Raw genomic sequence first — 24,616 nt, forward strand, 5'->3', positions numbered from 1 at the left:
ATTCAGATCTTGGCCAGGTTGATGCCCAGCTCCTTCGCATAGGCACCCAGACCTTTCTTCTGGATGGTCTTGAGGGCGCGAGTGGACACGCGCAGCTTCACGAAGCGATTGCCCTCAGCCCACCACAGGCGTCGCTCCTGGAGGTTCACCTGCTGGAGCTTTTTGGTCCGCACGTGGGAGTGGGACACGGCCATGCCGTTGTTGGCGCGCTTGCCGGTGAGTTGGCAGACCCGGGACATGACCGACCGTTCAAAGGATGTTGACGACTCGACTCCGCTTGGAGCCAAGGCAAAAGCTTATCAGCCGGGCTTCTGCCCCACCATCTGAAGGGTTCGTGTGGGAAAGGCGAAGGCAATCCCTGCATGAGCGAAGCAGCGCATGATCTCCAGGTTGATGCGCTGCTGCACATCCATCGCTCGGTTGAAATCGTTGGTTGGCACGTAATACACCAGCTCGAAATCAAGGCTGCTGTCGTTGAAGCTGACGAAATGGCAGCGGTCAAAGCTGGCATCAGCACCGGCGTTCACGATGGTTTCGAGCATGGGTGGGATGCGCTGCAGCTGCTCCAGAGGGGTGTCGTAGCAGACCCCCAGGCGCACGATCAGACGCCGGCGTTGCATCTCGCCAAAATTCGCCACCACAGCTCCAGTGAGAGCACTGTTGCTCATCACGATCGCTTCACCGTTGATGCTGCGCAGGCGGGTGCTCCTCACACCCACTTTCTCCACCGTGCCCCACACCTGGCCCACCTGGATCAATTGGCCCGGTTGAAAGGGTTTATCCAGCAGGATCGTGATGTATTCAAAAAACTGGGAGACCGGCTCCTTCAAGGCCAGGCCGGCTCCGATGCCGCCAGCGCTGAGCAGTGCCCAGATCGCGGCCATCTGCACACCGATGTTCTGCAGGTAGACCACCGCCCCAAGGCACCACACCAGGGCTTTGAGCATCGGTGCCAGGGAGCGGATCAGGTTCGCCACCTCCGTGTCACCGGCGCGGTTGGCCCAGCGCTGCAACAGGCGCAGACCGATGCGGTTCACCACCCGCACGATCAGCACCACCAGGATCAGTTTGGCCAACCCGTACACAACCCGGTCGCTGGCGGCATCCGTGGGCAGGATTTGCCAGGCCAGGCTGGCGCTGAGCACCCAGGCCACCGGTGGGATCGTGTCCACCAGAATCGCTGCCACGAGATCCTCGCCAGCCTCGGTGCTGCGCCGGCTGAGCCTGCTGGTGGCGCGCTGCACCAGCTTGGCCAGCAGCATCCCAAGCAGGCCTCCACCCACCAGCGTCAGCAGGGCTGGAAGAACGATGGTGATGGGCATGGCCATGGTGGGCTTGGTCAGACGGTGTGCGGGTCGCTCGAGCCTGGCAGCCGCTCGCCGCTGCGGGCGTCAAAGTGCAACGCCTGAGACTTTCGCCAGCGCACTTGCAGGGTTTCGCTGGCCGGCGCCTCGCGGCTCAGCACCTTGAGGGTTGCCTGGCCGGGGCACTGCACGTGAGTGATCACGCGATCGCCCAACCATTCGCTGTGGCTGAGCTGCCCCTCCAGGGCTTCCCACCCTGCAGGCACCGCACTGCCCGCATCCGCCAGTTCCAGCAGCTCCGGCCTTAAGCCCAGCTGCGTGGCGCCCCGCTCGATCAGATTGATGGAGGGGCTGCCCAGGAAGCGGGCCACAAAGCGATTGGCCGGATCTCGATAGAGCGTTTCAGCGCTGCCCAGCTGCTGCAGCCGGCCTTCACGCAATACAGCGATCCGATCCGCTAAGCCCATGGCCTCGTGTTGGTCGTGGGTGACGTACACCACTGGAACGCCCGTGCTGCGCAGCAGGGTGCGCAACTCGGCGCGCAGATTGTCGCGCAACTGGGCATCAAGATTGCTCATCGGCTCATCCAGCAGGAACAGCGCTGGCCGCCGGATCAGGGCCCGTGCCAGGGCTACCCGTTGCCGTTGCCCGCCCGAAAGCTCGGCGGGTTTGCGCTGGCGTAGCCCTTCCAGCTGCATCAGGGTCAGCACCTGATCCAGCTCACGTTTGATCTCGGCCTTGTCCACCCCCCGCAGCTCCAAGCCGAGGCTCAGGTTGCGCTCCACGCTGAGGTGGGGAAACAGGGCATAGCTCTGAAACACCATCGCCACCTGCCGCTCAGCCGGCGGCAGAGCCGTGATGGAGCGCCCGCCCAGCCGGATGTCGCCGGAGCTGACGGGATCCAGGCCGGCGATGAGCCGCAGCGTGCTGCTTTTGCCGCAGCCGCTGGGGCCAAGCACCGCCAGGATTTCGCCGGCAGCCACCGTCAGGCTGAGCTGATCCACCAGTGTGTGGTTGTCCACCCGGCGGCTGAGCTGACGCAGCTCCAGGCCCTTGAAGCCGTCGTCATCGGAGATGGAGCCGCTCATCCCTTGATGGCTCCTTGAGTGAGTCCACTGATGATCTGCCGCTGAAACAGGAGCATCAGCAGGATCAAGGGCGCACTGCCAAGCACCGTGGCGGCGGCGAAGGCGCCATAGGGAATCGTGTACACGGAGGATCCTGCGATGCGGGCCATGGCCGGCGCCAGGGTGAGCAGCTCAGTTCGGCTCAACCAGGTGAGGGCAATCGGGTATTCGTTCCAACTGAACAGGAACACCAGCAGAGCACTGCTCGCGATGGCCGGTGCCATCAGCGGCAGCAGGATCCAGCGCAGCCGTTGCCAAAGCCCCATCCCCTCGATCAAGGCGGCTTCTTCCAGCTCCATTGGGATGTCGGCAAAGGCCGCCTGCAGTAACAGGATCGCGAGGGGAAGGCATAAGCCTGCATAGGGAAGGCTGAGGGCCATGAGCTGGTTAGCCAGATGCCAGTCGCGGGCGAGCTCCAGCAGCGCCAGAAACAGCAGGACCGCCGGAAAGGCGGCGGCCGCCGCCACCAGCGCGGTGAGAGAACGGGCCTGACGGCGGCCAAGACGGCTGAGGGCATAGGCGCAGGGCACCGCCAGCGCCAGGGTGAGGGCCGTGCTGCTCCCGCCCACCACCACGCTGTTGATCAGATAGGTGAGAAAGGGTGGATCGCCTTGGAGCAGTTGCCGGTAGTGCTCAAGGGTCCAGCCACCGGCATCCACGCCGCTCAGGGCTTCGCTGGGCCGCAACGAGGAATAGAGCTGCCAGAGCATTGGTCCCAGGCTCCACAGGAGCAACAGCAGCCTGGCCATCAGCGCAGTTCCCCTTGCAGGCGGCTACTCCACCGCCAAGCCAGCGCCGCCGTGCTGCAGAGCAACAGCAGGATCGCGAACGACCCCAGCAGCAGCGTGGCGCTGTAGCCGAAGTCGAGAAAACGCATGGCGTTGAGGTAGGCGTACAGCGCCAGGCTTTCGGTGCTGCCGGCGGGGCCGCCACCGGTGAGCACCTGAATCAGATCAAACACCCCCAATGCCTGGGCCAGGCGGAACAGCAGGGCAATCAGCACATACGGGGTCAGCAGTGGCAGGGTGATGCGCTGCAAGGCTTGCCAGGGGGTGGCACCCTCCAGCGCAGCTGCTTCGTAGAGATCGGCCGGGATGGTTTGCAGACCCGCCAACAGCAGCAACGCCACAAACGGCGTGGTTTTCCAGGTGTCGGCTCCCACCGCCGCCATCCAGGTGATGGCTGGATTGGAGAGAAACGGGATCGCACCGAGCCCCAACCAGGCCAAGAGGCGGTTGATCGGGCCATAGGGATCGTTGAAGATCCAGCGCCAGCCCAGAGCCATCACCGTGGTGGGCAGTGCCCAGGGCAACAGGCTGATGGTGCGTAACAGGGCTCGCCCTCGCAGCGGTTGATTCAGCAGAAGTGCCACCACCAGGCCCAACAGCATCTCCAAGCTCACTGAGGCAGCGCTGAAGCGCAGCGTCTGCCAGGTGTCCTGCCAGAAGCGGCCATCGTTCCAGAGCCGCAGCCATTGCTGGGCGCCAATCGGTTGGGGCCTCAGGCCGGTGAGCACGGTCTGGGCCTGGGTACTCAGCCACAAGTAGTGCAGCAATGGGGCCGCGAACACCGCCAGCAACAGCGCGAGAGCCGGTGCCATCAGCAGCCATAGGCGCCAGCGCATCAGCCTTGGCCTCCGCTAGTGCGCAGGAGCCGTTCACTGTTGCTCTGCACCTGTTGCATGGCCGTTTGATCGGCGCGATCGCCTGTGATCACCGTGTTGAGCTCGCGGTAAAGCAGATCGCTGAGCTGGGCATACACGGGGCTCAAGGGGCGGAGCACCGATGCCGCTAGGGCCTGCTGTAGATCCCCCAAGGCAGGGTTGGCGGCCAAGAGCTCTGGATCCTCAAACACACTCAGCCGCGTAGGGGTATAGCCCCAGCGCAGGTTGAGTTGTTTCTGGGCCTCCGCGCTGGTGAGGTAGCGCAGCACTTCCACGGCGGCCGCCTTGTGTTTCGAACCCGCCAGCAGCGAGAACCCCCAGCTGCCCTGGGTGGCGGCATGGGGGTTGCCAACGTCGCTCACCATCGTGGTGAAGGCCACCTTGCCCCGCAACGGCGACTCCGGCTTGTTGAGTTCGGCCCAGGCGTAGGGCCAGTTGCGCATGAAGGCGGCATCACCGGCCTGGAAGAGCTGCAGCGCTTCCGGTTCGCCCATGTTGGCGACTGCGGCTGGTGTCACGCCCTGGCGCACGAGATCCTGCAGCCAGCCGGTGGCGGCCAGGGCAGCAGGGGAATCGAGCTGCGGTTGGTCGTCCATCAGCCAACTGCCGCCAAAGCCGCGCAGCACTTCGAGGTACACGCAACTCAGCCCCTCGTATTGCTTGCCCTGCCACACGTAGCCCCAGGTCACACGGCTCTCGCGTTGCAATCGGCGGCTGATCGCCACAAGCTCCGCCGGCGTCCGCGGTGGAGCCTCCATCAGATCGGTTCGCCAATAGAGCAGACCCATATCGGCCACCAGCGGAAACCGCCAGAGGTGACCGCTGAAGGCATTGCCGAGTTCAGCACCTGCGGCGAGATCCTCCATGGCATCGGTGCCCAGCCAGCTCTCTAAGGGCTCGAGCCATCCAGCTGCTGCATATTTCGGGGTCCAGGTGACATCCATCAGCAGGAGGTCGTAGGGGCTGTTCTCCAGCAGGAGGCTGCTGATGGCTAGGTCTGAAACGGCTTCCGTTTCCAGCGGCCCCCGCGTAACTGTCAGCTGAATGCCTTGATGGCTGCTGTTGAACTCCTGCACCAGGTCAGCGCTGGCATCGGCAAAGGGCGCTGGCATCAACACAGACACAGGCTCAACCCTCGCTCGAGCCAGCGCTCCGAAGCCGATCAGCAGTGCCGCCGTGAGGGTGACCAGCAGCAGGCGCCAGCGCAACGCCATCAGCGAGCCAGTGCCTGGTTTTCCGGCTGGGTCGCCCGTAACGGTTTGATCTGCAGAGCCATTGGCATCGCCAGCGCCGCTTCGATTGCCTCATCCATGCGGCGATGCGAACCAGGGGTGGTGAGCACAGCGCCTTTCATCGCACCGGATCCTGCTGCTATGTCCTACGACGCCAGTCTGCTGTCCATTCCCTTCCTGCATGCAGCCAAATTGGGTGCAAAAAAAGAAGGTGGATCGGAGTGGCTCCTTCCACCTTCTTTGAACTGTTGAGCCTGTCCAACCACCAGTTGGTTTACAAACCGCGCTCCATCAGCTGGCCCATCAGATCGCAGCTGCGTTGCTGGAAGCCGGCGAGTTGGTTGGGCTCCAGGCCGCCCACGGCCAGCCGTGCCATTTCGTACACATGGCGGCTGAGATCGTCGGCCAACTGCTGGCTGGGAGAGCTGCCGCTGGCGCCGGTGATCACCGAGCCAGCCGAGAGCTTGAGCAGGCCCTCCACCAGCCGGTGCTTGCGATTCACGAGCAGCACGTGGTGATCGGGTAGGCCGGGCAGGCGTTGCTCCATCAGGGCGCCCATGTCATTGATGCGGCGCATTTGCTCCGGCAGCAGGATCAGAGCGGCGGGAGCGTTGTCGCCCTTGAGGGCCTGCACCTGGATGGTCACCTTGTCGTTGTTCAAGGCGTTCTTGAACAGGTCTCGCACCTTTTCGGAGCTGTCTTTGCCATCGGCATCGGCCAGTTCGCTCTCCTTCTCTTGCAAGGAGTCGTCGAGTTCGCTGTCGACGCGCTGGAATTTCAGCTCCTCGTGGCGGTATTCCAGCCAGGGAATGAACTGGGTATCGATGAAGGTGTCGGCCAGGAGCACCTCAGCGCCCTGGCCCTTCCAGAGGGCGAGAGCACCGGCCTGACCGGCCTCATCGGTGCAGTACAGGATGCGCTTGTCGTTGTCGGCGCTCAGGCGTGAGCGGTAGCCCGCCAGGGTGGTGAAGGTTTTGTTGTTGTCGCCCGGGATCGGATCAGGGCTGTCGCCCTCACCGGCAGCGGCGGTGGTGCCGAACAGCACGAGGTCGGCCACCTGCTCGGCGAACTTGTCGTCCTCCATGGCGCCGATCTTGATGAAGGGGGCCAGGGATTCCCAGATCTCGGCGTAGCGCTTGGGCTCATCGCGGTGCAGCTGCTTGAGCCGATCTGCCACCTTCTTGGCTACGAAGCCGCCGATGGAGCGCACGCGGCGGTCGGTTTGCAGGGCTGAACGGCTCACATTCAGCGGGATGTCGGGAGAATCGATCACGCCGCGCAGGGGCAGTAGGTAGCGGGGCACCACCTCCTTGATCGAGTCGCTCACGAACACGTTGTTGCAGTAGAGCTTGATCTCGCCCTTCTCCCAGTCGGCGCGGCCGCTGAATTTGGGGAAGTAGAGGATGCCCTGCAGGTTGTAGGGGTAGTCGGTGTTGAGGTGCACCCACAGCAGTGGGTCGCCCTGGAAGGGGTAGAGGTAGCGGTAGAGCTCGATGTAGTCGTCGTCGCTCAGGTCGCGGGGGCTCTTGCGCCAGGGGGCTTCCCGCTTGTTCACGGTTTCACCCTCAAGCTGCACCTCCACTGGCATGAAGTCGCAGTAGGTGGTGATCAGGGTGCGGATGCGGGCCGGCTCGATGTATTCGAGCTCCTCCTCCATCAGATGCAGGATCACGTCGGTGCCGGGCTCACTGCGCTCAGCGGCTTCCAGGATGAAGTTGGGGGAACCATCACAGCTCCAGCGCACGGCTTCACTGCCATCGCGGGCCGACAGCGTGACCAGCTCCACCTGCTTGGCCACCATGAAGCTGGAGTAGAAGCCCAGGCCGAAGTGGCCAATGATGGCGTCGTCTTCCTGTTTGTATTTCTCGAGGAAGTCTTCGGCGCTGGAGAAGGCCACCTGGTTGATGTAGCGCTTCACCTCGTCGGCGCTCATGCCGATGCCGTTGTCGGAAATGGTGAGGGTCTTGGCGTCGCGATCGATGCGGATCGAGATCTTGCCTTCAGTTCCTTCGCTGCAGTCGCCGGCCATGGCCGCCATGCGGCGCTTGCTGATGGCATCCACGCCGTTGCTCACCAACTCCCGCAGGAACACCTCATGGCCGCTGTAGACGGCCTTTTTGATGATCGGGAAGATGTTCTCGGTGTGGATCTGGATCTGGCCCTGTTCCGCCTGCAGCACCACAGCGTGAAAAAGCAACGTGGATCCAGACTCACCCGGGGCAGGCCAGCCCGCCAAGGGGCTGCCATGGGCAGGAAACCGACCACTCAGCGGGCGTTGTTCGGTTGGTGTAGCTCAGCTGGCTGTTTTGACCTCGCGGCTCAACAGAAAGAACAGCTGCTCAGGGTGGCGATATTGGCGAGGCAGCGAATGGTGCAGCGTTTCAAGGCGGCTCCAGCACACCGTGCGGCTTGCTTTGCTGCGCGTGACGCCATCACGGATGAGGATGCGCAACGCCTTGCAGTAGAGGGGATAGCTCGCCTCCAGTTCGCCAACGGTGAGCGCGGCTGTGAAGGTGGGTGCGGACATGGAACCTCGCTCCAGACGCAGCAACCCTCTTCCGGCCGCGGATGGAGCACAAGCTCCCATTTGGGATCAATTACGCACCTGGTGTCTGGGGTGGCAAGCGGCGTTCCACCTGAACGAACACCAGCCAGGCCACGCCGGCGGCGATGCCACCGGTCCACTCAGAGCGGAGCAGCTCAATCAGCGACACAGTGCTGGCGGCGATGCGCAGGGCTCGCAGTCCGAAGCGTCCCAGCTGCTGCAGCCGGTCTTGGCCGGTGGCTTCAGTCACGCGTGGCGATGATCTGGGTGGCTGATGTCCAGGCGCCGCTGGCGTCGTAGCGGCGGATCAGCCGTTCCAGCCGATTCGGAGCGGTGAGCCATCCGGCCTCGACCGCAAAGGCAGTGCGGTGATCCACGCGGCGCGGTGTGAGGTGATAGCCGCCATCCGCCATCCAGGTGAGTTGGAGCAGCGGGTCTGTATTCCCCGCCTCCACGCTCTCGCTGCTGGCACCGGTGCTGGTTTGGATGCGTAGGCCGCCCTGACCGCTGCCACTCACCTCAAAGCGGCAGCTGGCCTGGTCGGGTTCGGGCCAATCGGCTGTGATCGTGGAGGCGTTGCCGCTCCAGCTTCCTTGCAGCTGATCGAGCGTGAGTGAAGGCCGTTCTTGGGCGTTGCTGCCCGCCCGAAATTCGCGGATCAGCACCAGGTTGGCGAAGGCGCCGTCGTCGTTGTGCAGCTGCACCAGGCGGTGGCGGCGGTCGCCATTGATGAATCCGAATTCGCCGCCGAAGGGTGTACCCGGTGCCACCTGCAGGCGCCCTTTGCAGAAGGTGCCGCTCTCGAAGAACACCACCTGCCGCCCGAGGTTGCGGTAGTCCTCGCTCATGTCGCGGCTGGGTTCGCCGTTCAGATCACCATCGGCGAAGCGGCGTAGGCGAAAGTGCACCAGCCGCTCTTCCTCCCCCTGCTCCAACGTGAGGATGGAGGGCGTTGAGTCGACCACGGCGCCGCTGGCATCAAGGCTGGCAAAGCTGCCGCGCCACTCTCCCAGGTTGCGGAGAAAGTTGTCCCACTGACTCGACATGAGCTGACTCGATCTCAGCCGGCGCGCTGCAGATCCGGTTTCTCTTCAGGCACGATCGCGCCTGCCACAGGACAGACCTGCAGGCAGATGCCGCAATCGATGCAGGTGTCGAAATCGATCCAATAGAAGGCTGTGCCCTTGGCGTTGGCGCCGCTGCCGGGGTTGATGCAGGCCACGGGGCAGGCATCCACGCAATCGGCCACCCCTTCGCAGATGTCGGTGACGATCGTGTGGGCCATCGGTACTGCCGTTCAGGTGGGCGGATCCTAGGAAGCGACCCAGAGGCAGGCGGCGCAACCGCGTTCGGCCGCGATCGCTTCAGCGTCTTCACGGGTGGCGATGGGGTTTTGCAGCAGCTCCGCAGGCTCGCCCTGGCGATGCAGGCCTTCGAGTTGATCCAGAGCCGCGCTGAGTTGGCCGGCCTCGGCGTAAGCCACCAAGGTGGTGCCGGGGCGCTGCGGCGCCGTGGCCTCAGTGCCCAACAGGTCGCGGATGGCTTCCACGTCGAAACCGAAGCCCATCCCTCCGGCTACGCCGCCGAAGCGGGCCACCAGGGCGTCGTAGCGCCCACCGCTCGCAAGAGCCAGGGGCGCGACCGGGCCCTGGCAGACCAGCTTCAGCACCAGGCCGTCGTACAGGTCGAAATGGGGTTGGAAGCTTGGATCCAATTGCACTCGCACCCCCTGGGCAGCGGCCGTGGCAGCCACGCTGTTCAGGGTGCCCGCCAGCTGCTCCAGCAATTCCGAGGGGCCGAGCAGCTGCTCGAGCTGATACAGCACAGCCTTGGTGTCGCCCCGAAGCCGCAGCAACTGCTGCAAGCCCTGGCGCTGGTGGGCCGGCAGCTGCAGCTCGGCCAGGGCGAGCGGATCAAAGCTCACCAGGGCCTGGCGGGTGGCCAGCCTCTGCTCCGCCGGCACCTGATCGAGCAGGGCGCTGAGTACAGCGTGGTGGCCGATCAGCAGCGTGGGCTTGTGCTCCGCCGTGATCCGAAGTTGGCGCAGGCAGGCCAGCAGCAGCCGCAACAGCTCGGCATCCGCCACCAACGCCTGGCTGGCATCGGCACCCAGCAGCTCCACGCCACTTTGAAGCCGCTCCTCCAAGCGAGGTTGCCCCACATCGCTGATCGCGCTGCGCAAGACAGGCCCACTGCTCCACAACCTCAGGGGCCGCGGGCGGCTGGCCAGGCGCGTGCAAGCGGCTCTGGCGATGGACGCGGTCATCTCCGGCCGCAGGCCCAGCGGCTCATCGGAGGCCAGCCGCACCAGCTCGCGATCGCGGATGCCCCCGCCGGCTTCCAGCGTTTCCAAGCGCTCCACCAGGGGTGGAGCCACCTCGGCATAGCCCCATCGCCGGTACACCTCCGCCAACTGTTCACACAGCCAGCGGTTGCTGTCCACTTCCCGCGGGTTGAGATCCCTGGCGCCGGCAGCGGGTTTCAGGGCCATCGGATCACAGCGCTCGTATTGGCGCTGATCCTATGGAGCGGCCCGATCGAGCTCCGGTGCACCGAAACTGGCACCACTCAGCGGGCGGCAGGCCCCCAATCCATCCAGTAAGGCCTGACGCAGGCCGGGTGTGCAGGCGATCAGCCGACCTTCCGCCAGCCTGGCCGGCCCACCGTCGTAGGCACACACCACTCCCCCCGCCTGCTCCACGAGGGCGACACCGGCCGCCAGATCCCAGGGGGAGAGGCCGCGCTCCCAGTAGCCATCCAGTCGCCCGTCGGCCACAAAGGCCAGGTCCACCGCTGCGGCTCCGCCACGCCTCACGCCCCGGGTGCGATGGGTGAACCAGGCGAATTCGGCGTAGTTGTTGTCGAGCCGGTCATGCCGGTCATAGGCAAAGCCGGTCACCAGCAACGAGCTGGCCAGGTTGGAACAGTCGCTCACCGCAATCCGACTGCTGTTGCACCAGGCACCGAGCCCTGGTGCCGCCCAGTAGAGCTGTTGCAGTGCAGGCACAGCCAGTGCTCCGAGCAGGGGTTGGCCCCTCCAGGTGAGCCCGATCGAGGTGCCGAAGAAGGGATAACGATGGGCGTAGTTGGTGGTGCCATCGAGGGGATCCACGCACCATTCGAGCTCAGAGCCACGGCCCGGACGGCGGCCGCTCTCTTCCGCCAACACTCCTAATTCCGGGGTCTCGCGCTCGAGCACCGAGAGCACTGCCTGTTCGGCGGCCACATCGGCCTCGGTCACCAGATCGCCGGCGCGGCCCTTCTCCCGGATCGATTCCAATCGGCCGAAATGGGTGAGCAGCTGGGAGGCACCCGCTTCGGCGGCACGGCGAGCCACCCCAGCCAGGCGTTCGATCTCCCCAGCCGTAAGGCCGCACTGCTGGGCGCTCTGATCTGTGAGTCGCTGAAGATCCGGTGCGCTCATTCCTCGTCGAGGGGCAGGCCGGCACGCACCTTGCCACGTCCGAAGTGGCGCCCGAACTGCAGGTCGTAGACCTCGTCCTCGTCCTGGGTTTCCACCTCGAGGGCGCCCGTGGCCCGAGCGACGCACAGCAGGCCGTAGCCCTGGCTGCGCAGCTCCCGCGAAAGACCCAGGGCTTCGCGCTGATCGATGGAGCCCTCCAGCACCCGCACCGCACAGGCTGTGCAACAACCATTGCGGCAGCTGAAGGGCAGCGGCTCGCCCTGCTGCTCAAAACTGCGCAGGATGTACTCCCCTTCCGGCACGTCCAGCGCAATGGTGCGGTTTTCCTGCCGCCAATGGACCGTGATCGGATAGGTGCGCATAGCCGCAACCAGCGAAGGACGTGGTGACTGCTACATTCTCATTGTTGCCCCGCGCAGCCGCGTTTCAAAACCAGCTCTTCGTGGGTTGGCGTTGCAACGCAGCAAAAGCCCCCCTCCCGCGGAGAGGTGGCCGAGTGGTCGAAGGCGCAGCACTGGAAATGCTGTATAGGGGCAACTCTATCGAGGGTTCGAATCCCTCCCTCTCCGTTCACAAGGTCAACGAACCTGATTTTCAGATTCAACAGACCAGCCGCCCAATGGGCGGTTTTTTTTGTGCCTTGAAATCGCCCGCCCTCAGCTACTGCTGTTAGCCGAATCGTCCGGTGACGTAATCCTGCGTGGCTTTCTGTTTGGGTGAGTTGAAAATCATCTCGGTGTCCGCGAACTCCTCGAGGCAGCCCACCTTGCCGTCGCTGTCGGGGTTGGCGGTGACATTGAAGAAGCCCGTCATGTCGCTCACCCGGACCGCCTGCTGCATGTTGTGGGTCACGATCACGATCGTGTAGCTCTTCTTGAGCTCATGCATCATCTCTTCGATCTTCAGCGTGGAGATCGGATCGAGGGCTGAACAGGGTTCATCCATCAGGATCACCTCAGGCTCGATGGCAATCGCTCTGGCGATGCAGAGCCGTTGCTGCTGGCCGCCGGAGAGGGAGTAACCACTCACCTTGAGTTTGTCCTTGGTTTCATCCCAGATCGCGGCCTTGCGCAGGGAACGCTCCACCAGCTCATCCATATCGCCGCGGAATCCATTGATCCGAGCACCGAAGGCGATGTTTTCGTAGATGCTCTTCGGAAAGGGGTTGGGCTTCTGAAACACCATGCCGATGCGCCGCCTCACCTCCACTGGGTCAACGTCGCGGGTGTAGAGGTCCTGGTTTTCAAACAGCACGCGACCCTTGAGCGAGCAGCCCTCGATCAGATCGTTCATGCGATTGAGCGAGCGCAGCACCGTGCTTTTGCCGCAGCCCGATGGCCCGATGAAGGCCGTCACCTTGCCGCGGGGAATCTCCATGTAGACACCCCGCACGGCCACATTGGTGCCGTAGCTGATGCTCACGTTCTCGAGGGTGAAGCAAGGGCTGGAGGAGCTGGGCGACATAGTGTTTGGGGCTGGGGGGAGGAGGCGAACCGGTGCGTTCAGGTGCTGCTGAAGCGGCCCAGCCAGCGGGCCAGCAGATTGGCCAACAGAATCATCACCACCAACACAAACGAAGAGGCCCAGGCCAAAGCGATCTGAGCTTCGTAGGGCATGATCGCGAAGTTGTAGATCAACACCGACATCGAAGCGATCGGGTTGAACAACCCTTCTGGCCAGAAGGGTGAGAACAGGGCTGTGAAGATCAAGGGAGCCGTTTCACCGGCAGCTCTCGCTACCGCGAGCACCACACCCGTGGCAATCGAGGAGAAGGCGGCTGGCAGGGTGACACGGGTGATCGTGATGAACCGGGATGCGCCCACACCCATGGCGCCCCAGCGCAGTTCTTGTGGCACCAGCTTGAGCGCTTCATCGGTGGTTTTGATCACCGTGGGCAGCATCAGCACGGCCAAGGCGATCCCCCCGGCCAGGGCGCTGTAGCTCTGGTTGAAGAACAGCCTGGTGCTCACGATCAGGCCGTAAACAAACACCCCGCAGATGATCGAAGGCACCCCGGCCAGCACGTTGGTGCCAAAACGAACGAAGCGGGCGAACCAGCCGGCTGAGGCGAATTCGGCCAGGTAGACCCCTGCTCCCACACCAACGGGTACGGCGATCAGTGCTGCCACCAAGGTGACGATCAAGGTGCCGAGGATGGCATTGCCAATGCCACCGCCATCGAGTCCGGGAGGGGGTGGCAGTGCGGTGAGCAGTTGCAGGGTGATCAGCGAACCGCCCTTTAACAGCACATAGGCGATCACCACGATCAGTGGCAGCACCGCCAGGGCCGTGAACAGGCCAGCTGTGAGCGTAAGCAGCAGATTCCAGCGGTTGCGCGCCAGCGAGGGTTGGAGCGTGAGGGAGCCGCGGCTGAAGGAGGTCATCAGGGCTCAGTACTTGAGGCTCAGGCGCCGCACGATCACCTGGGCGAGGAGGTTCACCACCAAGGTGAGCAGCATCAGCACGAGGGCGGCGTACATCAACGCCGACACCTGCAGGCCATCGGCTTCACCGAACTGGTTGGCCAGCATCGACGAAATCGTGTTGGCCGGAGCCAGCAGGCTGAGGCTGAAGTTATTGGAATTGCCGATCAGCATGGTCACGGCCATGGTTTCGCCCATGGCCCTGCCCAAAGCGAGCATCACGCCACCCGTGATGCCTGAGATGGCTGCCGGCAGAATCACGTGCACGATCGCGCCCCAGCGGGTGGTGCCCACGCCGTAGGCAGCCTGACGCAGGGCCAGCGGCACTTGCTGCAGCGAGTCGCGGGAGATGGCCGTGATGATCGGCAGGATCATCACCACAAGGATCAACACCGCTGGGGCCATGCCAGGGCCCAGTGGCGTGGTGGAGAAGAAGGGGAGCCAGCCGAGCAGCTGATGCAGGCCCATGAGCCCCGGCCTCAGGAAGGGCTCCATCACAAAGATGCCCCAGAGCCCGAGCACCACCGAGGGAATCGCGGCCAGGAGTTCCACCATCAGACCCAAAACCTGACGGACCGGCAGAGGGATGAAGTTCTCGGTGAGAAAGATCGCGGTGCCGACGCCCAGCGGTACTGCGATGGCCAGGGCCAGCAGCGAGCTCACCACCGTTCCGTAGATGGCGGTGAAGGCTCCGTAGTGCTCGCCGATCGGGTCCCAGTTCGAGGTGGTGAGGAAGCCCAGCCCAAAGCGTGTGATCGCCTCTCTGGCTCCTCCCAGAACCGTGAACAGGATGCCGATGAGCACGAGCCCCACCACGGAGGCCAGCACCACCGCCAGCTTCTGGAATCCCCGATCAATCAGCAGTTCCCAGGGGGGACGCCGCCGCTGCGAGAAGAGTTCGGGGCGCGCACCCGCTGCCATGGGGATCTTTACCTGGCCCAAATCTAAAGCTCTGGCGCAGGGCCGTTAGCGTTAGGGCTTAGGCAACAATCCCTGGGGCGCAGTCAGTCAGTTGGCACGGATCGTTGGCATCGACCTGGGCACCACCAACTCGGTGGTGGCGGTGCTCGAGGGTGGGCGCCCTCAGGTGATCGCCAGTGCCGAGGGCGGCCGCACCACCCCATCCGTGGTGGGTTTCAGCAAGGACGCTGAACTGTTGGTGGGGCAACTGGCCCGCCGCCAGCTGGTGTTGAACCCCCGCAACACCTTCGCCAATCTGAAGCGCTTTGTGGGGCGCCAGTGGGACGAGCTGGAGGACAGCAGCCTCTCTGTTCCATACACCGTGCGGGCCAACGACCAGGGCAACGTGCGGGTGGTGTGTCCGGCCACGGAGCGGGAGTACGCGCCGGAAGAGCTGGTGGCCAGCATCCTGCGCAAGCTCGTAGACGACGCCAGCACCTATCTAGGGGAGCCGGTGGAGGCAGCGGTGATCACTGTGCCCGCCTACTTCAACGACGCCCAGCGCCAGGCCACCCGTGATGCCGGCCGCTTGGCGGGCATCAGCGTGGAGCGGATCCTGAATGAACCCACGGCCGCTGCGCTGGCCTACGGCTTCGATCGCAGCACCGTGAAGCGTGTGCTCGTGTTCGACTTGGGTGGCGGCACCTTCGACGTGTCGGTGCTACGCATCGCCCAAGGGGTGTTCGATGTGAAGGCCACCAGTGGTGATACCCAGCTGGGGGGCAACGACTGGGATCGGCGCATCGTGGATTGGCTGGCTGATCAATTCCAGAGCGAGCACGGCATCGATCTGCGTCGCGATCGCCAGGCTCTGCAACGGCTCACCGAAGCAGCGGAGAAGGCCAAGATCGAGCTGAGTGGTGTGCAAAGCACACCTATGTCCCTGCCGTTCATTGCCACCGGCGAGGCAGGTCCGCTGCACATCGAAACCACACTCGAGCGGCGCACCTTTGAGGGTCTTTGCCCCGATCTGCTCGATCGTTTGCTGCGGCCCGTGCAGCGCGCCCTGCGGGATTCGGGCCTGGCCGCTGAGGACATCGACGACGTGGTGCTGGTGGGCGGCTCCACGCGCATGCCAATGGTGCAGGAGATGGTGCGCACCCTGATCCCGCTGGAGCCCTGCCAATCGGTGAATCCCGATGAGGTGGTGGCGATCGGTGCGGCCGTACAGGCCGGGATCCTCACCGGTGAGCTGCGCGATCTGATGCTCAACGACGTCACACCGCTCTCCCTCGGTCTGGAAACGATCGGTGGGGTGATGAAGGTTCTGATCCCGCGCAACACCTCGATTCCGGTGCGCAAGAGCGATGTGTTCAGTACGTCGGAGCCCAACCAGAGCTCCGTGGAGATCCACGTGCTGCAGGGCGAGCGCCAGATGGCGGAAGGCAATAAGAGTCTGGGCCGCTTCCGCCTCTCAGGCATTCCGCCAGCCCCGCGCGGTGTGCCTCAGGTGCAGGTGTCGTTCGATATCGATGCCAACGGATTGCTGCAGGTTGCGGCCACCGATCGCACTACAGGTCGCCAGCAAAGCGTGAGCATTCAGGGCGGCTCGAACCTCAGTGAGGACGAGATCAAGACCCTGATCGAAGAGGCCGAGCAGAAGGCCAGCGAGGATCGGCGGCGCAAGGCCGAAATCGACCGGCACAACCGGGCCCAGACCCTTGTGGCCCAGGCCGAACGCCGCTTGCGCGATGCCGCTCTGGAATTAGGCCCATACGGAGCCGAGCGTCAGCAACGCGCTGTGGAGATTGCGGTGCGTGACGTCCAAGATCAGTTGGCGACGGGAGATCTGGGCGATCTGGATCTGGCGGTGAGCCAGTTGCAAGAGGCCCTCTATGGGCTCAACCGTCGTCTGGCGAGTGAACGCAAACAGGACAGCAGCCCGCTGCAGGGCCTGAAGAACACCCTGGGTTCGCTCAAGGATGAGCTCTTTGCCGATGACGATTGGGATGACTGGGATTCCCGCGGCCGAGGCCGTGATCCCTGGGCCGAGCCCTCCTGGAGTGCTGCACGGAGCGGCTGGGGTGCCGATGACTGGAGTCGGCCTGCACCGGCACCACGCATCGATGTTCCGCCCGTTCGTTATTCGGATCAGGATCGGTTCGCAGATCCAGGGCGGTATGACGATGATGATCGCTACAGCTCTCAGCGCTTCAGGCCCGAGCGCGATCCCCAGGAGCGTGATGAGTCGTTCCCTGAAGAGCGCGACCGTGACCGGCGTCCGCGCTCTGCACCCAATGATCAGTACGCCGACGATCGTTTCGCCGATGACGGCTACCGCGAGGACCGCTACCGCGATGAGCGCGATTGGGACTCCGACCGGTTGAGTGCTCAGGCGGCGCCTCGCCGCAGCGCACGGCCGGCCCCGTTTGAGGGTGATCCCTGGGCTGAGGAGTGAGCCCGGTGAGCAGTGCTCCCTATCGCTCGGCTGTGAATCACTGGGCTGTGCTGGGGCTCGACCCCGGCGCCGATTCGCAGGCGCTCAAGCGTGCCTTTCGCCAACAGGCCCGGCGTTGGCATCCGGATCTCAACGGCAATGATCCCCACGCTGAGGAACAGTTCAAGGCCGTTAACGAGGCCTATGCCGTTCTCAGTGATCCCCAGCGCCGCCAGCAGTGGGAGCAGGGGCTCGATACCGCGGAGGCGGCGGCAGCCGGGCTGGATCCCTTCGCCCAGGGCTTCCCTGATTTTGACGACTACATCGAGGAGTTGTTCGGCGTTCCGCAGCGCCGATCGCCGGCCAGTCGCGCTGGTGACTCCGAAAGGCCCCCGGCATCCGAGGCCCGCGAGCGCAGCGAGGTCACTGCGGCACCACCGCCACCGCCACCGGTGGTGGCGAGCAGCGATTGTGAGTCGCTGGTGGAGCTCACGCCAGAGCAGGCGCTGCAGGGTGAGCGGGTGGAGATCGATCTCCCCGATGGCACCTGTGTGGAGGTATGGACCCCGGCGATGGCGGGGGATGGTTGGCGTTTGCGCCTGGCTGGCGTGGCTCCCGGTGGGGGGGATCACTTTCTGCAGCTGCGGGTGCGCACGCCCGAGGGGCTGCGGATCGACGGCCTTCGGGTGCTCTACCAGTTGGATCTCTCTCCGGCAGAAGGGGCGCTGGGCTGCTCCGTGGTCGTGCCGACCCTGGATGGTCCGGTGCAGCTGCGCGTTCCTGCCGGCTCCTCCAGCGGCCGATTGCTGCGCCTGCGCGGACGAGGCTTGCAACAAGGCGAGCAGCGTGGCGATCAGTTGGTGGAATTGCGCCTGGTGGTGCCCAGCGTCCTCACCGAGGCAGAGGAGGCGCTGTATGCCCGCCTGCAACAGTTGGCAGCTGAGCTCGATGGTGAACGGAGCTGAGCCGACACCGCCCATCAGTGAGACACTGAAGCCAGCGTTTGCTCCACGATGTCGGTTCACGTCCTGCTGTTCGATGCCGGCAGCGACAACGAGGGCATCCACTCCCTCGAACTGAATGGCACCACCGTGGTGCTGTTGTTTGAGGACCGCGATGATGCCGAGCGCTACGCCGGTCTGCTGGAGGCCCAGGATTTCCCGGCTCCCACGGTCGAGGCGATCGAACGCCGCGAGATGGAGGAGTTCTGCAGCAGCGCCGGCTACGAGGCCCGTTTCGTTCCGGCGGGCTTCCTCCCCCAGAGCGCCGAAGATCGCCTGCTGATTGCTCCGCCTGAGAAGAACATGGATGTGACCTCCTGGCGTGAGCAGGAGGATCCAGCTAGTGAGCCCGTGGTGGCAGCTGCTGATGATCCGATCAGTACCGGTAACGCGGAACTCGAGGACTTTCGTCGCCGGCTTGAGGGCCTGCTGTGAGCAGCTCCTTTGCCGAGGTGCAACGGGGCCATCTGCTCACCGAGCAGGCCAACCCCTCCAGTGCTGATCTCGATGCCCTGAGCACTGCTGACCTAGTGGCCGTCTTCGTTGAAGAAGACCGGCGCCCCCAAGAGGCCGTGGCCGCCGCGGCACCGGCCCTGGCCGCAGCGATCGACGCCATTGCTGAGCGTTTACGTTCCGGCGGCCGCCTGTTTTATCTGGGGGCCGGGACGTCCGGCCGACTGGGTGTTTTGGATGCGGCGGAGTGTCCGCCCACCTTCTGCAGTGCGCCGGAGCTGGTGCAGGGGGTCTTGGCGGGCGGCGCACCGGCGCTGTTGCGCAGCTCAGAGGGCCTGGAAGATCTGTTCGAAGCGGGCCGTGATGATCTCGTTGCCCGCGGCTTCAACGCTGCGGACGCCTTGGTGGGCATTGCTGCGGGCGGCACCACGCCCTATGTGCAGGGCGGCTTGAGCCATGCCCGCAGCCTTGGTGCCCTGAGCATCGCCATGGCCTGCGTGCCGGCCGAGCAGGTTTCGATGCCCTGCGATCTCGACATTCGCTTGATCACCGGCCCTGAGGTGCTCACCGGTTCCACGCGCTTGAAGGCTGGAACCGCCACCAAGATGGCTCTCAACATCCTCAGCACCGGCGTGATGGTGCGCCTGGGCAAGGTGTATGGCAACCGCATGGTGGATGTGGCGGTCACCAACAGCAAGCTCGAGGACAGAGCCCTGCGCATCCTGGCGGATCTGGCCGGTGTCGACCGTGACGCCGGCCGTGCCTTGCTGCAGGAGAGCGAAGGCTCGGTGAAGCTGGCGCTGTTGATGGCTCGCTGCAACATCACGGCGGCCCGCGCCCGGGAACGGCTCGCCAGCCATGGCGGCCAGCTGCGCTCAGCCCTCGAATGAGCCCCAGTAGGGCTCAGTGAACAGATCCAACTTGCGCCGTGTGGCGGCTGGCACCTGATCAGCAGGCGTCATCAGGGCATCGCGCAGGGCGGCGTGGGCCTGGCTGGCGGGGCGTTGCACACCGATGCGCTCAGCCGTGGTACGCACGATCTGGGTGGCCAGTTCGGCGTTGGCGCGCAGGTTGCCGATCACCATCTCCACGGTGACGCTGTCGTGGTCGGCGTACCAGCAGTCGTAGTCGGTCGCCATGGCGAGAGTGGCGTAGGCGATCTCCGCTTCACGCGCCAGGCGGGCTTCGGTGTGGTTGGTCATCCCGATCACCGTGCAGCCCCAGCTGCGGTAGAGGTTGGATTCAGCGCGAGTGGAGAAGGCCGGGCCTTCCATGCACAGATAGGTGCCGCCGCGGTGCAGGCTGCGGCCTTCCGGCATCAGGCTGTCCGCTACATCACCGAGGAGGCGGCTGAGGCTCGGGCAGAAGGGATCGGCCAGAGCCACGTGGGCCACGGCCCCCTCACCGAAGAAGCTGATCGGCCGCTGCATGGTGCGGTCGATGAATTGATCGGGCACCACCATGTCGAGGGGTTTGACCTGCTCCTGCAGAGAACCCACCGCCGAGGGGGAGAGGATCCAGCGCACGCCCAAGGAGCGCATCGCCCAGATGTTGGCCCGGTAGGGCACCTCCGTGGGCAGAAACGTGTGATGGCGTCCATGGCGCGCCAGAAACACCACCTCCATGCCGCCGAGTGTTCCCAGCCGCAGGCTGTCGGAGGGAGGCCCAAAGGGCGTGTCGATCGTGAGCTCCTGCACGTTCTCCAGTCCCTCCATGGCATAGAGCCCGCTGCCGCCGAGCACGCCGAGGCGAGCCTGGGCGAGGTTCAGACCGGTGGGAGAAGCCATGGTTCGGTAGCGCCTGCAACCCTTCTACCGGAGCGCCCATACTGACTTCTGTTTGCTCTTTCTCTGCCGTGACCAAAGCCGTGATGGTGACCGACGCCGGCACGATCGAACTGGAGCTGTTCGAAGCCGATGCGCCCAACACCGTGGCCAACTTCGTGAAGCTGGCCAAGGACGGCTTCTATGACGGCCTGGCCTTCCACCGCGTGATCCCGGGCTTCATGGCCCAGGGCGGCTGCCCCAACAGCCGTGAAGGTGCCCGCGGCATGGCCGGCACCGGTGGCCCTGGCTACCAGATCGACTGCGAGATCAACAGCCAGAAGCATCAGGCCGGCACCCTGGCCATGGCCCACGCTGGCCGCAACACCGGTGGCTCGCAGTTCTACATCTGCCATGAGGCCCAGCCCCACCTTGATGGTGTGCATACCGTCTTCGGCCACACCGGCAACATGGATGTGGTGATGGCGCTGAAGAACGGCAGCCGCATCACCTCGGTGACCATTCAGGACTGATCAGTCCCGGCTGATCCCCTCAGCTCCAGCGCATCAGCGTGCCTGCATCCACCCGGAGCTGGGGGCGATTCGCCTGCAGCTCCACCAGCGGGCGTCGCTCCGCTTCCAGGGTGTTGCTGGGGTGCGTTGTGCGTTGGCTGTCAGGCGCGAGCAACAGGCTGACGCTGCCGGTTTGCGGCCAGCCAGCCATGGTGTGCAGCACCTGAGCGAGTTGTGCCGCATCACCACTGGCCACCAACACAGCCAGGTCGGGCTGATTGAGCAGGGCCAGCACCCTGGAGTGCTCTTCGAGTTCCAGCTCCAGATCGTGGGCCGTGCACCAGTCGCGGAGTTGCTGGTACTGGGCGGCCTTGGTTTCGCTGCTCAGTTCCACGTCCGCTGTCGTCGTCCAGGCCAGCACCGCTGCCGGTCCGCGGCCGGCCGGCGTGTCCATCAGGTGTCCGAGCTTGGCTTGCTTGGTCTGGAGGTAGGCCGCGTTGTGCTGGCTTGGGTCCATCACCAGCGGCACCCGGTCCTCCACCTGCAGGCCGTAGCCGCCCAGGCCGGCAATTTTGCGCGGGTTGTTGGTGATCAGGCGCAGGCGATGCACCCCCAGGTCGCTGAGGATCTGGGCCCCCACGCCATAGTTGCGTAGATCGGCAGGGAAGCCCAGGCGCTCATTGGCTTCCACCGTGTCGAGGCCGCCATCCTGCAGGGAGTAAGCCCGCAACTTGTTGATCAGGCCGATCCCACGGCCCTCCTGACGCAGGTACACCACCACCCCCTCGCCTGCGGCCTCGATCATGCGCAGGGCAGCCTCCAGCTGCGGCCGGCAGTCGCAGCGCAGGGAGCCGAAGGCGTCACCGGTGAGACATTCGCTGTGAACCCGCACCAGCACGGGGCCTTCTGCCTGGTCTGGTTGGCCTTTCACGATCGCCACATGCTCGCTGCCATCGAGCTCGTTCCGGAATCCAATGGCGCGGAAACTGCCGAAGGCGCTGGGGAGCGTGGCCTCGGCCTGGCGGCGCACAAAGCGCTCGGTATCCAGCCGGTAGCGGATGAGATCGGCGATGTTGATCAGCCGCAGGCCATGGCGCTGGGCGTAGTCGACCAGCTGCGGCAGCCGCGCCATGGAGCCATCCACGTTCTGGATCTCGCAGATCACACCGGCGGGATAGAGGCCTGAGAGGCGCGCCAGATCCACCGCAGCCTCGGTGTGGCCAGCGCGCTTGAGCACGCCGCCCTGCTTGGCGCGCAGCGGAAAGATGTGGCCGGGCCGACGCAGATCGGCGGGACGGGTGCCGGGATGGATCGCCACCTGAATGGTGCGGGCCCGGTCCTCGGCGGAGATCCCGGTGCTGACACCGTTTTCTGGGCCCGCGTCCACGCTCACGGTGAAGGCGGTCTGGTTGCTGTCGGTGTTGCGATCCACCATCAGCGGCAGGTCGAGGGCATCGAGCCGCTCGCCTTCCATCGCCAGGCAGATCAAGCCACGCGCCTCAGTGGCCATGAAGTTGATCTGTTCCGGGGTGGCGAACTGAGCGGCGCAGATCAGGTCGCCCTCGTTCTCTCGGTTCTCGTCGTCCACCACCACCACCATTTCGCCATTGCGGATCGCCGCCAGGCCATCGGCGATGGTGTCGAACTGGAAAGCGCTTGGGTTCAGGGGTGGAGGGCCCGCCGGGCCCGGGTTGCAGACACTTTTATAGAGCCCGGTACGATCTGGCGTTCCTGACATCCCGGCATGGCCAGCAAGCGCGTTGCGGTGATCGGCGCCTCCGGTTATGGCGGGCTGCAGACCCTGCGCCTGCTCCAAGGCCATCCCTCACTGGAGGTGAGCTTCCTCGGCGGCGAGCGCAGCAGTGGCAAACGCTGGAGCGAGCTCACACCCTTTCTGCCCCTGCCGGGTGATCCCGTGGTGCAGTCGCCCGATCCCGACGCGATCGCCGCTGCGGCTGATCTGGCGGTGTTGAGCCTGCCCAATGGCCTGGCTTCCACCCTGGTTCCTCCTCTCCTGGAGCGGGGCGTGAAGGTGGTCGACCTCTCGGCCGACTACCGCTACAGCTCCCTGGAGAAATGGAAGGAGGTGTATGCCTCGGAGGCCCGCGCCTTCCCCCGCACCGACGCGGAGCTCTGCTCCGAAGCCGTGTATGGCCTTGTGGAGTGGGAGGCGGAGCGGATCGCGGCGGCACGGCTGGTGGCGGCACCCGGTTGTTTTCCCACCGCCAGCCTGCTGGCGCTCACACCGCTGCTGAAGCAGGGCTTGATTGAAACCAGCGGCATCGTGATCGATGCGAAGACCGGGACAAGCGGTGGTGGACGTGCCGCCAAGGAGCATCTGTTGCTGGCTGAAGCCTCCGAAGGTGTGGCCCCTTATGGCGTGGTGGGCCATCGCCACACCAGCGAGATCGAGCAGCTGTGCAGCCGCGCTTCAGGTCATGCGATCGCCCTGCAGTTCACGCCGCACCTGATTCCGATGGTGCGGGGCCTGTTGGCCACGGTGTATGGCCGGCTTCGGGATCCAGGCCTCACCGCCGAAGACCTCACCACGCTGCTGGAGGCCGCCTATCGCAACGCCCCCTGCGTGCAGGTGCTGCCCGTGGGCACGTATCCCTCCACCAAGTGGGTGCGGCAGACGAATCGCGCGTTGCTGTCGGTGCAGGTGGATGGCCGCACCGGCCAGCTGATCGTGATGAGCGCCATCGACAACATGGTGAAGGGCCAGGCCGGCCAGGGCGTGCAGTGCCTCAACCTGATGGCGGGTCTGCCGGCTGAAACGGGTCTGCCCCTGCTGCCTTTTTATCCCTAGACCAAATCGAGCCGTTCGGCTGCGAGCTGAACCGCCAGCGGCAGGATCCGGTGCTCCTGGGCATGGATCCGTGCCGCCAGGCTGGCCACCGAATCAGCCTCGAGCACGGGCACAGCCGCCTGCACCAGAATTGTCCCCGTGTCGACCTCCAGGCTCACCAGGTGGGCCGTGCAGCCGCTCAGCTTCACGCCGGCTGCCAAGGCCTGTTCGATGGCTTTTGCACCGCGGAAGCTCGGTAGCAGGGAGGGGTGGATGTTGATCAGGCGCTCGGGGTAGGCATCGATCAGGGCCTGGGTCACGATGCGCATCCAGCCGGCCATCACCACCAGCTCCACACCGGCGGCCTGGAAACTGGCAATCAGCGCCTGATCCAGCGCTTCCCGACTGGCGTAGCAGCGGTGATCGTGGAGCATGCAGGGCACACCGAGGCGTGCGGCGCGCTGTTCAGCGCCGCAGCCGGGGTTGTTGACCACCAGCTGGCACACCGTTGCTGCGAGCTGCCCCCCCCGGCAGGCAGCCACCAACGCTTCAAAGTTGCTGCCTGAGCCTGAGGCCATCACCCCCAGGCGCAGCGGGCGGGCTCCGGCGGGCGAGCGATCTGGTGGCAACGGCCACTGGATGGACCGGTTGGCCTCGCTAGGGTTTGAAAGATCGGGTGTCGGGCCATGTCCCATCTCTCCATCCTGCCAACCGTCCTTCGCGATGAGGATGTGTTGGTTCAGGCGCTTGAGGATCTGGAGCTCACGGTGGTGCGCGGTGGCGACCTGCGTGGTTTTGCCGATCAGAGCGAGTCCGTGAGTGTGCGCGTTCAGCTCCCCGAGGGCACCTGGCTGGGCTGGCGCCATGACGCCAGCGGTCAGCTGGCTCTGGTGGGTGATCTTCAGCAGCTCGGTCGCTCCCGCTCGCTGCAACAGCTGATCGGTGCCATCACACGTCGCTATGCCGCCCGGCAAGCCCTGCGGACCCTGGCCCAGGATCTGCCCGGCGCCACTCTGGAACTGGCCCACAGCCTGAATCCCTGAG

Annotated in this window: 28 protein-coding genes and 1 tRNA gene; 8 read left to right on the plus strand and 21 right to left on the minus strand. The window is 64.9% G+C overall.

Features of this window, described 5'->3' with window-relative positions; translation table 11 throughout:
- Positions 1-2: 2 nt before the first annotated feature.
- The 15 genes from rpmB to H9532_RS05500 all read right to left on the minus strand — a co-directional run bounded on the left by rpmB (position 3) and on the right by H9532_RS05500 (position 11,657).
- Positions 3-239, minus strand: coding sequence for a 50S ribosomal protein L28 (rpmB, locus tag H9532_RS05430; RefSeq protein WP_010308706.1), 237 nt, complete (start codon positions 237-239; stop codon positions 3-5).
- A gap of 60 nt (positions 240-299) precedes the next feature.
- The gene (locus tag H9532_RS05435) at positions 300-1,322 is read right to left on the minus strand and encodes a mechanosensitive ion channel family protein (protein ID WP_296366212.1); all 1,023 of its coding nucleotides are present in this window, start codon (positions 1,320-1,322) and stop codon (positions 300-302) included.
- A 17-nt stretch (positions 1,323-1,339) separates the two neighbouring features.
- On the minus strand, positions 1,340-2,392 hold the full coding sequence (locus tag H9532_RS05440; RefSeq protein WP_296366213.1) for an ABC transporter ATP-binding protein: 1,053 nt from the start codon (positions 2,390-2,392) through the stop codon (positions 1,340-1,342).
- Complete coding sequence (locus H9532_RS05445) at positions 2,389-3,180, minus strand: carbohydrate ABC transporter permease (RefSeq protein ID WP_296366214.1); 792 nt, start codon at positions 3,178-3,180, stop codon at positions 2,389-2,391. The genes H9532_RS05440 and H9532_RS05445 overlap by 4 nt, the downstream gene beginning before the upstream one ends.
- On the minus strand, positions 3,180-4,031 hold the full coding sequence (locus H9532_RS05450; protein WP_296366215.1) for a sugar ABC transporter permease: 852 nt from the start codon (positions 4,029-4,031) through the stop codon (positions 3,180-3,182). The genes H9532_RS05445 and H9532_RS05450 overlap by 1 nt, the downstream gene beginning before the upstream one ends.
- A 23-nt stretch (positions 4,032-4,054) precedes the next feature.
- A complete protein-coding gene (locus H9532_RS05455) occupies positions 4,055-5,308 on the minus strand; it encodes an ABC transporter substrate-binding protein (RefSeq protein ID WP_296366216.1) in 1,254 nt (417 codons plus the stop codon).
- Positions 5,308-5,448: a hypothetical protein gene (locus H9532_RS05460; RefSeq protein WP_296366692.1), complete on the minus strand. Its 141-nt coding sequence runs from the start codon at positions 5,446-5,448 to the stop codon at positions 5,308-5,310. Before H9532_RS05460 ends, H9532_RS05455 begins: the two co-directional genes overlap by 1 nt.
- A 152-nt stretch (positions 5,449-5,600) precedes the next feature.
- Positions 5,601-7,508, minus strand: a complete 1,908-nt coding sequence (htpG, locus tag H9532_RS05465) for a molecular chaperone HtpG (protein WP_296366662.1) — start codon at positions 7,506-7,508, stop codon at positions 5,601-5,603.
- A 111-nt stretch (positions 7,509-7,619) separates the two neighbouring features.
- Positions 7,620-7,853 (minus strand): DUF3136 domain-containing protein, encoded by a 234-nt coding sequence (locus H9532_RS05470; protein WP_296366217.1) that lies wholly within the window; start codon positions 7,851-7,853, stop codon positions 7,620-7,622.
- Between the two features lie 70 nt (positions 7,854-7,923).
- Positions 7,924-8,121 carry a hypothetical protein gene (locus tag H9532_RS05475; protein WP_296366218.1) on the minus strand — a complete coding sequence of 66 codons (198 nt, stop codon included), beginning with the start codon at positions 8,119-8,121 and terminating at the stop codon, positions 7,924-7,926.
- Entirely contained in the window at positions 8,114-8,917 is an 804-nt protein-coding gene (locus tag H9532_RS05480) for a DUF3598 family protein (RefSeq protein ID WP_296366219.1), read from the minus strand. Before H9532_RS05480 ends, H9532_RS05475 begins: the two co-directional genes overlap by 8 nt.
- Positions 8,918-8,931: 14 nt before the next feature.
- Positions 8,932-9,156: a ferredoxin family protein gene (locus tag H9532_RS05485; protein ID WP_296366220.1), complete on the minus strand. Its 225-nt coding sequence runs from the start codon at positions 9,154-9,156 to the stop codon at positions 8,932-8,934.
- A 27-nt stretch (positions 9,157-9,183) separates the two neighbouring features.
- Positions 9,184-10,362, minus strand: a complete 1,179-nt coding sequence (locus H9532_RS05490; RefSeq protein WP_296366221.1) for an ATP phosphoribosyltransferase regulatory subunit — start codon at positions 10,360-10,362, stop codon at positions 9,184-9,186.
- Positions 10,363-10,392: 30 nt separating this feature from the next.
- Positions 10,393-11,295 (minus strand): inositol monophosphatase family protein, encoded by a 903-nt coding sequence (locus H9532_RS05495; RefSeq protein WP_296366222.1) that lies wholly within the window; start codon positions 11,293-11,295, stop codon positions 10,393-10,395.
- Positions 11,292-11,657, minus strand: a complete 366-nt coding sequence (locus H9532_RS05500) for a 2Fe-2S iron-sulfur cluster-binding protein (RefSeq protein ID WP_296366223.1) — start codon at positions 11,655-11,657, stop codon at positions 11,292-11,294. The genes H9532_RS05495 and H9532_RS05500 overlap by 4 nt, the downstream gene beginning before the upstream one ends.
- Before the next feature lie 120 nt (positions 11,658-11,777).
- Here H9532_RS05500 and H9532_RS05505 point away from each other — a divergent pair.
- Positions 11,778-11,864, plus strand: a tRNA-Ser gene (locus H9532_RS05505).
- A 100-nt stretch (positions 11,865-11,964) separates the two neighbouring features.
- On the opposite strand, the gene pstB is transcribed toward H9532_RS05505, so the two are convergent.
- The 3 genes from pstB to pstC are packed head-to-tail and all read right to left on the minus strand — an operon-like array spanning position 11,965 to position 14,639.
- On the minus strand, positions 11,965-12,759 hold the full coding sequence (gene pstB, locus H9532_RS05510) for a phosphate ABC transporter ATP-binding protein PstB (protein ID WP_296366224.1): 795 nt from the start codon (positions 12,757-12,759) through the stop codon (positions 11,965-11,967).
- Positions 12,760-12,797: 38 nt separating this feature from the next.
- Positions 12,798-13,679, minus strand: coding sequence for a phosphate ABC transporter permease PstA (pstA, locus tag H9532_RS05515; protein WP_296366225.1), 882 nt, complete (start codon positions 13,677-13,679; stop codon positions 12,798-12,800).
- A gap of 6 nt (positions 13,680-13,685) precedes the next feature.
- Positions 13,686-14,639, minus strand: coding sequence for a phosphate ABC transporter permease subunit PstC (pstC, locus tag H9532_RS05520; RefSeq protein ID WP_296366226.1), 954 nt, complete (start codon positions 14,637-14,639; stop codon positions 13,686-13,688).
- 91 nt (positions 14,640-14,730) lie between these two features.
- On the opposite strand from pstC, the gene dnaK reads away from it, so the two are divergent.
- Genes dnaK through murQ form a run of 4 tightly spaced genes read left to right on the plus strand, consistent with a single transcriptional unit; the run spans position 14,731 to position 19,399 of the window.
- Entirely contained in the window at positions 14,731-17,076 is a 2,346-nt protein-coding gene (gene dnaK / locus H9532_RS05525; RefSeq protein ID WP_296366227.1) for a molecular chaperone DnaK, read from the plus strand.
- Positions 17,073-18,020 (plus strand): DnaJ domain-containing protein, encoded by a 948-nt coding sequence (locus H9532_RS05530; protein WP_296366230.1) that lies wholly within the window; start codon positions 17,073-17,075, stop codon positions 18,018-18,020. The genes dnaK and H9532_RS05530 overlap by 4 nt, the downstream gene beginning before the upstream one ends.
- 48 nt (positions 18,021-18,068) lie before the next feature.
- The gene (locus tag H9532_RS05535) at positions 18,069-18,491 is read left to right on the plus strand and encodes a DUF3110 domain-containing protein (RefSeq protein ID WP_296366232.1); all 423 of its coding nucleotides are present in this window, start codon (positions 18,069-18,071) and stop codon (positions 18,489-18,491) included.
- On the plus strand, positions 18,488-19,399 hold the full coding sequence (gene murQ, locus H9532_RS05540) for an N-acetylmuramic acid 6-phosphate etherase (protein ID WP_296366234.1): 912 nt from the start codon (positions 18,488-18,490) through the stop codon (positions 19,397-19,399). Before H9532_RS05535 ends, murQ begins: the two co-directional genes overlap by 4 nt.
- Here murQ and H9532_RS05545 read toward each other — a convergent pair.
- Positions 19,385-20,296, minus strand: coding sequence for an S-methyl-5'-thioadenosine phosphorylase (locus tag H9532_RS05545; RefSeq protein ID WP_296366236.1), 912 nt, complete (start codon positions 20,294-20,296; stop codon positions 19,385-19,387). The two genes, murQ and H9532_RS05545, sit on opposite strands and share 15 nt — an antisense overlap.
- A 68-nt stretch (positions 20,297-20,364) precedes the next feature.
- Here H9532_RS05545 and H9532_RS05550 point away from each other — a divergent pair, with 68 nt between their 5' ends.
- The gene (locus H9532_RS05550) at positions 20,365-20,805 is read left to right on the plus strand and encodes a peptidylprolyl isomerase (protein ID WP_296366238.1); all 441 of its coding nucleotides are present in this window, start codon (positions 20,365-20,367) and stop codon (positions 20,803-20,805) included.
- A gap of 19 nt (positions 20,806-20,824) precedes the next feature.
- On the opposite strand, the gene ribBA is transcribed toward H9532_RS05550, so the two are convergent.
- A complete protein-coding gene (gene ribBA, locus H9532_RS05555) occupies positions 20,825-22,522 on the minus strand; it encodes a bifunctional 3,4-dihydroxy-2-butanone-4-phosphate synthase/GTP cyclohydrolase II (protein WP_296366240.1) in 1,698 nt (565 codons plus the stop codon).
- A 6-nt stretch (positions 22,523-22,528) separates the two neighbouring features.
- Between ribBA and argC the strand changes: the two genes are divergently transcribed.
- On the plus strand, positions 22,529-23,593 hold the full coding sequence (argC, locus tag H9532_RS05560) for an N-acetyl-gamma-glutamyl-phosphate reductase (protein ID WP_296366242.1): 1,065 nt from the start codon (positions 22,529-22,531) through the stop codon (positions 23,591-23,593).
- On the opposite strand, the gene purN is transcribed toward argC, so the two are convergent.
- On the minus strand, positions 23,590-24,150 hold the full coding sequence (purN, locus tag H9532_RS05565) for a phosphoribosylglycinamide formyltransferase (protein ID WP_296366244.1): 561 nt from the start codon (positions 24,148-24,150) through the stop codon (positions 23,590-23,592). The genes argC and purN overlap by 4 nt on opposite strands.
- 108 nt (positions 24,151-24,258) lie before the next feature.
- On the opposite strand from purN, the gene H9532_RS05570 reads away from it, so the two are divergent.
- Entirely contained in the window at positions 24,259-24,615 is a 357-nt protein-coding gene (locus tag H9532_RS05570; protein WP_296366247.1) for a DUF1257 domain-containing protein, read from the plus strand.
- The last annotated feature ends 1 nt before the right edge of the window (position 24,616 follow it).

Origin of the sequence: Vulcanococcus sp. Clear-D1 (genome assembly GCF_014654725.1) — a bacterium.
Classification (GTDB): domain Bacteria; phylum Cyanobacteriota; class Cyanobacteriia; order PCC-6307; family Cyanobiaceae; genus Vulcanococcus.

Coding starts and splice junctions, on each gene's coding strand:
- H9532_RS05455 (WP_296366216.1), bottom strand. CDS start 5,308: ATGGCGTTGCGCTGGCGCCTGCTGCTGGTCACCCTCACGGCGGCACTG.
- ribBA (WP_296366240.1), bottom strand. CDS start 22,522: ATGTCAGGAACGCCAGATCGTACCGGGCTCTATAAAAGTGTCTGCAAC.
- H9532_RS05490 (WP_296366221.1), bottom strand. CDS start 10,362: ATGGCCCTGAAACCCGCTGCCGGCGCCAGGGATCTCAACCCGCGGGAA.
- pstC (WP_296366226.1), bottom strand. CDS start 14,639: ATGGCAGCGGGTGCGCGCCCCGAACTCTTCTCGCAGCGGCGGCGTCCC.
- H9532_RS05460 (WP_296366692.1), bottom strand. CDS start 5,448: ATGAAAGGCGCTGTGCTCACCACCCCTGGTTCGCATCGCCGCATGGAT.
- H9532_RS05495 (WP_296366222.1), bottom strand. CDS start 11,295: ATGAGCGCACCGGATCTTCAGCGACTCACAGATCAGAGCGCCCAGCAG.
- H9532_RS05500 (WP_296366223.1), bottom strand. CDS start 11,657: ATGCGCACCTATCCGATCACGGTCCATTGGCGGCAGGAAAACCGCACC.
- H9532_RS05450 (WP_296366215.1), bottom strand. CDS start 4,031: ATGGCACCGGCTCTCGCGCTGTTGCTGGCGGTGTTCGCGGCCCCATTG.
- H9532_RS05535 (WP_296366232.1), top strand. CDS start 18,069: ATGTCGGTTCACGTCCTGCTGTTCGATGCCGGCAGCGACAACGAGGGC.
- H9532_RS05440 (WP_296366213.1), bottom strand. CDS start 2,392: ATGAGCGGCTCCATCTCCGATGACGACGGCTTCAAGGGCCTGGAGCTG.
- purN (WP_296366244.1), bottom strand. CDS start 24,150: ATGGCCTCAGGCTCAGGCAGCAACTTTGAAGCGTTGGTGGCTGCCTGC.
- H9532_RS05570 (WP_296366247.1), top strand. CDS start 24,259: ATGTCCCATCTCTCCATCCTGCCAACCGTCCTTCGCGATGAGGATGTG.
- rpmB (WP_010308706.1), bottom strand. CDS start 239: ATGTCCCGGGTCTGCCAACTCACCGGCAAGCGCGCCAACAACGGCATG.
- pstB (WP_296366224.1), bottom strand. CDS start 12,759: ATGTCGCCCAGCTCCTCCAGCCCTTGCTTCACCCTCGAGAACGTGAGC.
- H9532_RS05485 (WP_296366220.1), bottom strand. CDS start 9,156: ATGGCCCACACGATCGTCACCGACATCTGCGAAGGGGTGGCCGATTGC.
- H9532_RS05445 (WP_296366214.1), bottom strand. CDS start 3,180: ATGGCCAGGCTGCTGTTGCTCCTGTGGAGCCTGGGACCAATGCTCTGG.
- H9532_RS05480 (WP_296366219.1), bottom strand. CDS start 8,917: ATGTCGAGTCAGTGGGACAACTTTCTCCGCAACCTGGGAGAGTGGCGC.
- H9532_RS05545 (WP_296366236.1), bottom strand. CDS start 20,296: ATGGCTTCTCCCACCGGTCTGAACCTCGCCCAGGCTCGCCTCGGCGTG.
- H9532_RS05470 (WP_296366217.1), bottom strand. CDS start 7,853: ATGTCCGCACCCACCTTCACAGCCGCGCTCACCGTTGGCGAACTGGAG.
- H9532_RS05435 (WP_296366212.1), bottom strand. CDS start 1,322: ATGCCCATCACCATCGTTCTTCCAGCCCTGCTGACGCTGGTGGGTGGA.
- argC (WP_296366242.1), top strand. CDS start 22,529: ATGGCCAGCAAGCGCGTTGCGGTGATCGGCGCCTCCGGTTATGGCGGG.
- pstA (WP_296366225.1), bottom strand. CDS start 13,679: ATGACCTCCTTCAGCCGCGGCTCCCTCACGCTCCAACCCTCGCTGGCG.